Source organism: Frankia sp. CcWB2 (assembly GCF_977927585.1).
Genome location: NZ_CDWRCM010000155.1, coordinates 7,214 through 10,709 on the forward strand (window position 1 = coordinate 7,214; position 3,496 = coordinate 10,709).

The 3,496-nt window shown below is 72.4% G+C and carries 3 protein-coding genes; 2 read left to right on the top strand and 1 reads right to left on the bottom strand.

Features of this window, described 5'->3' with window-relative positions; translation table 11 throughout:
- Together ACY45C_RS15640 and meaB are read left to right on the top strand one after the other, a co-directional pair.
- The coding region (locus ACY45C_RS15640) for a methylmalonyl-CoA mutase family protein (protein ID WP_462188327.1) at positions 1-1,405 on the top strand (1,405 nt) is incomplete at its 5' end.
- 69 nt (positions 1,406-1,474) lie between these two features.
- Positions 1,475-2,500 (top strand): methylmalonyl Co-A mutase-associated GTPase MeaB, encoded by a 1,026-nt coding sequence (gene meaB, locus ACY45C_RS15645; protein WP_462188328.1) that lies wholly within the window; start codon positions 1,475-1,477, stop codon positions 2,498-2,500.
- 243 nt (positions 2,501-2,743) lie between these two features.
- On the opposite strand, the gene ACY45C_RS15650 is transcribed toward meaB, so the two are convergent.
- A partial coding sequence (locus ACY45C_RS15650) for a DnaJ C-terminal domain-containing protein (protein ID WP_462188329.1) occupies positions 2,744-3,496 on the bottom strand: 753 nt, incomplete at its 5' end.

The window sequence follows — 3,496 nt, forward strand, 5'->3', positions numbered from 1 at the left end:
CCGCGGGGAGCTGGAGCCGGCGGATGCGGAGTGGATGGGTGAGGTGTGTGGTCGGATCTCCTTCTTCGTCAACGCCGGAGAGCGTTTCGTGGAGGAGATGTGCAAGATGCGGGCGTTCACGGTGTTGTGGGATGAGCTGCTGACCTCCCGGTACGGGGTTCGGGAGCCGGCGCAGCGCCGGTTCCGGTACGGGGTGCAGGTCAACTCGCTGGGGCTGACCGAGGCCCAGCCGGAGAACAACATCATCCGGATTGTGCTGGAGGCGCTGGCGGTGACGCTGTCGAAGGACGCGCGGTGTCGGGCGTTGCAGCTGCCAGCCTGGAACGAGGCGCTGGGCCTGCCCCGGCCGTGGGATCAGCAGTGGTCGCTGCGCATTCAGCAGATCCTCGCTCATGAGACCGATCTGCTGGAGTATGACGATCTGTTCGCCGGTTCGGTCGTGGTGGAGAAGCGGGTCGATCAGCTTGTGGCCGCGGCCAGGGCGGAGATCGACCGGGTTCAGGAGATGGGGGGCGCCGTCGCCGCGGTCGAGAGCGGCTATATGAAGTCGCAGCTGGTGACGTCCCAGGCGGCGCGGCGGGCTCGCATCGAGAGCGGTGAGGACGTTGTCGTCGGGGTGAACCGGTTCACCGAGACCGAGCCGAATCCGCTGCTCGCCGATCTTTCCGCCGCGATCCAGACGGTCGATCCGGCGCTGGAGGAGGCGACCCGCGCGGAGCTGGCGGCTTGGCGGGCCGGCCGCGACGACCGGGCGGTGACGGAGGCGCTGCTCGGCCTGCGGGCGGCGGCCGGGACGGACGCGAACCTGGTTCCCGCCACGCTGGCCTGCGCCCGGGCCGGGGTCACGACGGGGGAATGGGGGGACACGCTGCGGGAGGTGTTCGGGGAGTACCGGGCACCGACGGGGGTCGGCGAGGCCACCGTCGCCGGTGGTGGCGGGGCCGCCCTCGACGAGCTGCGGGCCCGGGTGGCGCGCACGGGGTCCGAGCTGGGCCGTCCGGTGAAGATGCTGGTCGGTAAGCCCGGCCTCGACGGGCATTCCAACGGCGCCGAGCAGATCGCGCTGCGGGCCCGTGACGCCGGTTTCGAGGTCGTCTACCAGGGGATCCGGCTGACGCCGGCGCAGATCGTGGCCGGGGCTGTCGAGGAGGACGTGCACGTCGTCGGGCTGTCGGTGCTCTCCGGTTCCCATCTCGACCTGGTGCCCCAGGTGCTGACGGGGCTGCGGGCGGCCGGGGCGGGTGAGATCCCCGTCATCGTGGGCGGCATCATCCCCGCGGCGGACGCGGACGAGCTCTCCCGACTCGGGGTGGCCGCGGTGTTCACGCCCAAGGACTACGAGCTCACCGCCATCATCCGGGGCATCCTCGACGTCGTACGGGCCGCCAACAAGCTCGATCAGTGAGCTTGACAGCGAGCTCGATCAGTGAGCTCGATCAGTGAGGTGGCCGTGACGGTTGGGGATGGTACCCGGGTGGGCTCGTCAATCGAGTCGGTGACCGAACTCGTCACCGCCGCCGTCGCGGGGAACCGCCGCGCGGTGGCGAGGCTCATCTCCATGGTCGAGGACGGCTCGCCGCACCTGCAGCGGATCGAGCAGCTGCTGATGCCCCGCACCGGGGGCGCGCAGGTGATCGGCCTCACCGGGGCGCCGGGGGTCGGCAAGTCCACCTCCACCTCCGCGCTGGTGGGCGCCTACCGGGCCGCGGGCCGGCGGGTCGGCGTGCTGGCCGTCGATCCCTCGTCCCCGTTCACCGGCGGCGCGCTGCTCGGCGACCGGATCCGGATGGTCGAGCACGCCACCGATCCGGGCGTCTTCATCCGCTCGCTGGCGACGCGCGGAAGTCTCGGCGGCCTGTCGACCGCCACGCCCCAGGCCCTGCGGGTTCTCGACGCCGTCGGGTTCGACGTCGTCCTGATCGAGACCGTCGGAGTGGGACAGGCCGAGGTGGACATTGCCGCCCTGGCGGACACCACGCTCGTCCTGGTCGCCCCGGGGATGGGGGACGGCGTCCAGGCTGCCAAGGCGGGCGTTCTGGAGATCGCCGACGTGCTGGTGGTCAACAAGGCCGACCGGCCGGGTGCGGACCGGACGGTCAACGAGCTCACCGCCATGCTCCGGATGGGCGGTGCCGGCCGCGGGGAGGACGACCGGCGTCCGCAGGTCGTGCGGACGGTCGCCGCCACCGGGCAGGGGGTGGCCGAGCTCGTCGAATCGATCGAGGCCCATCGGGACTGGCTGCTGCGCACGGGGCAGTTGCAGCGCCGGCGGCGTCGGCGCGCGGTCGACGAGATCTCGCGGATCGCCTTCGCCCGGCTGCGGGAGCGGATCGGGGACCTGCGGTCCGGAGCCGCGATCGACCAGTTCGCCGGCGAGGTCGTCGCCGGCGGACTCGACCCCCACACCGCGGCTGATCGTCTCCTCGACGAGGCACTCGCCGCCCAGGCCGCCGCTGGCCTGGCCGCCGGTCACACCGGGGCGGTGAAACCAACCAGGTAACCGCGGTCGTGGCAGCAGCGGCAGGGGTCGATCACCAGCACGGTCCGAACCCGGCCGGCCCGGAATCCCGCCACATGGGACACCGTGCGGCACCGACCGTGGCAGGTCGGGCAAATGGTGTTCGGCTTGGCGTCCACGTGGCGGTACCTTCCCGCGATGACGGGACATAACCTCTGAACGCATCTCTACCTCTGGGCACGTGTCTGTACCTCTGGGCGCGTCTGCGCGCGGTGTCGGGCGGGTTCACGTTCTCGGGTCGAAGGCCGAGACGGCGGCCAGCTGCTCGAACAGCGCGCGTTCCCGGGCGGTCAGGGCCGGCGGCACCGCCACGCACACCTCGGCGTGCAGGTCGCCGGGTGGGCCGGTGGGGTTGGGTAGGCCGGCGCCGCGTAGGCGCAGTCGCCGGCCGCTGGACGATCCTGCCGGGACGCGCACCTTGATCTCACCGCCGGGGGTGGTGACCGGGACCCGGGCGCCCAGGGCGGCCTCCCAGGGGGTGACCGGCAACGGGACGTGGATGTTTCGTCCGGACAGCCGGTAACGTGGATGCGGCGCGATCTTCACGTGTAGGTAGAGGTCGCCGGGCTGGCCGTGCCTGCTGCCGCGGCTGCCTTGGCCGGTCAGCCGGATGCGCTGGCCGTCGACCACCCCCCGCGGGATGGTGACCTGGTAGCTGCGTGGGCTGCCGCCGGGGCCGGCGAGGGTGATCTGACGCCGCCCGCCCCGGTAGGCCTCCTCGACGGTCAGCTCGAGCTCGGCTTCCTGATCGGCGCCGGGGATCGGCCCGGTCACGCCGCGGGCCCCGAACAGGTCACCGAACAGATCACCGACGGTGCTCCCGCCGAGGCCCGCGCCACCGGGGCCGGCACGTCCGAAACCCATGTCGGCGAAGTCTGCGGAGTCGGTGACGTCGGCGAAGTCGGTGCCGCCGAAGCCCGGTTCGGCCCGGACCCGGCCGGTGCGGCTCCAGCCCCGGCCGGCCCGGCCGAAGCCCGG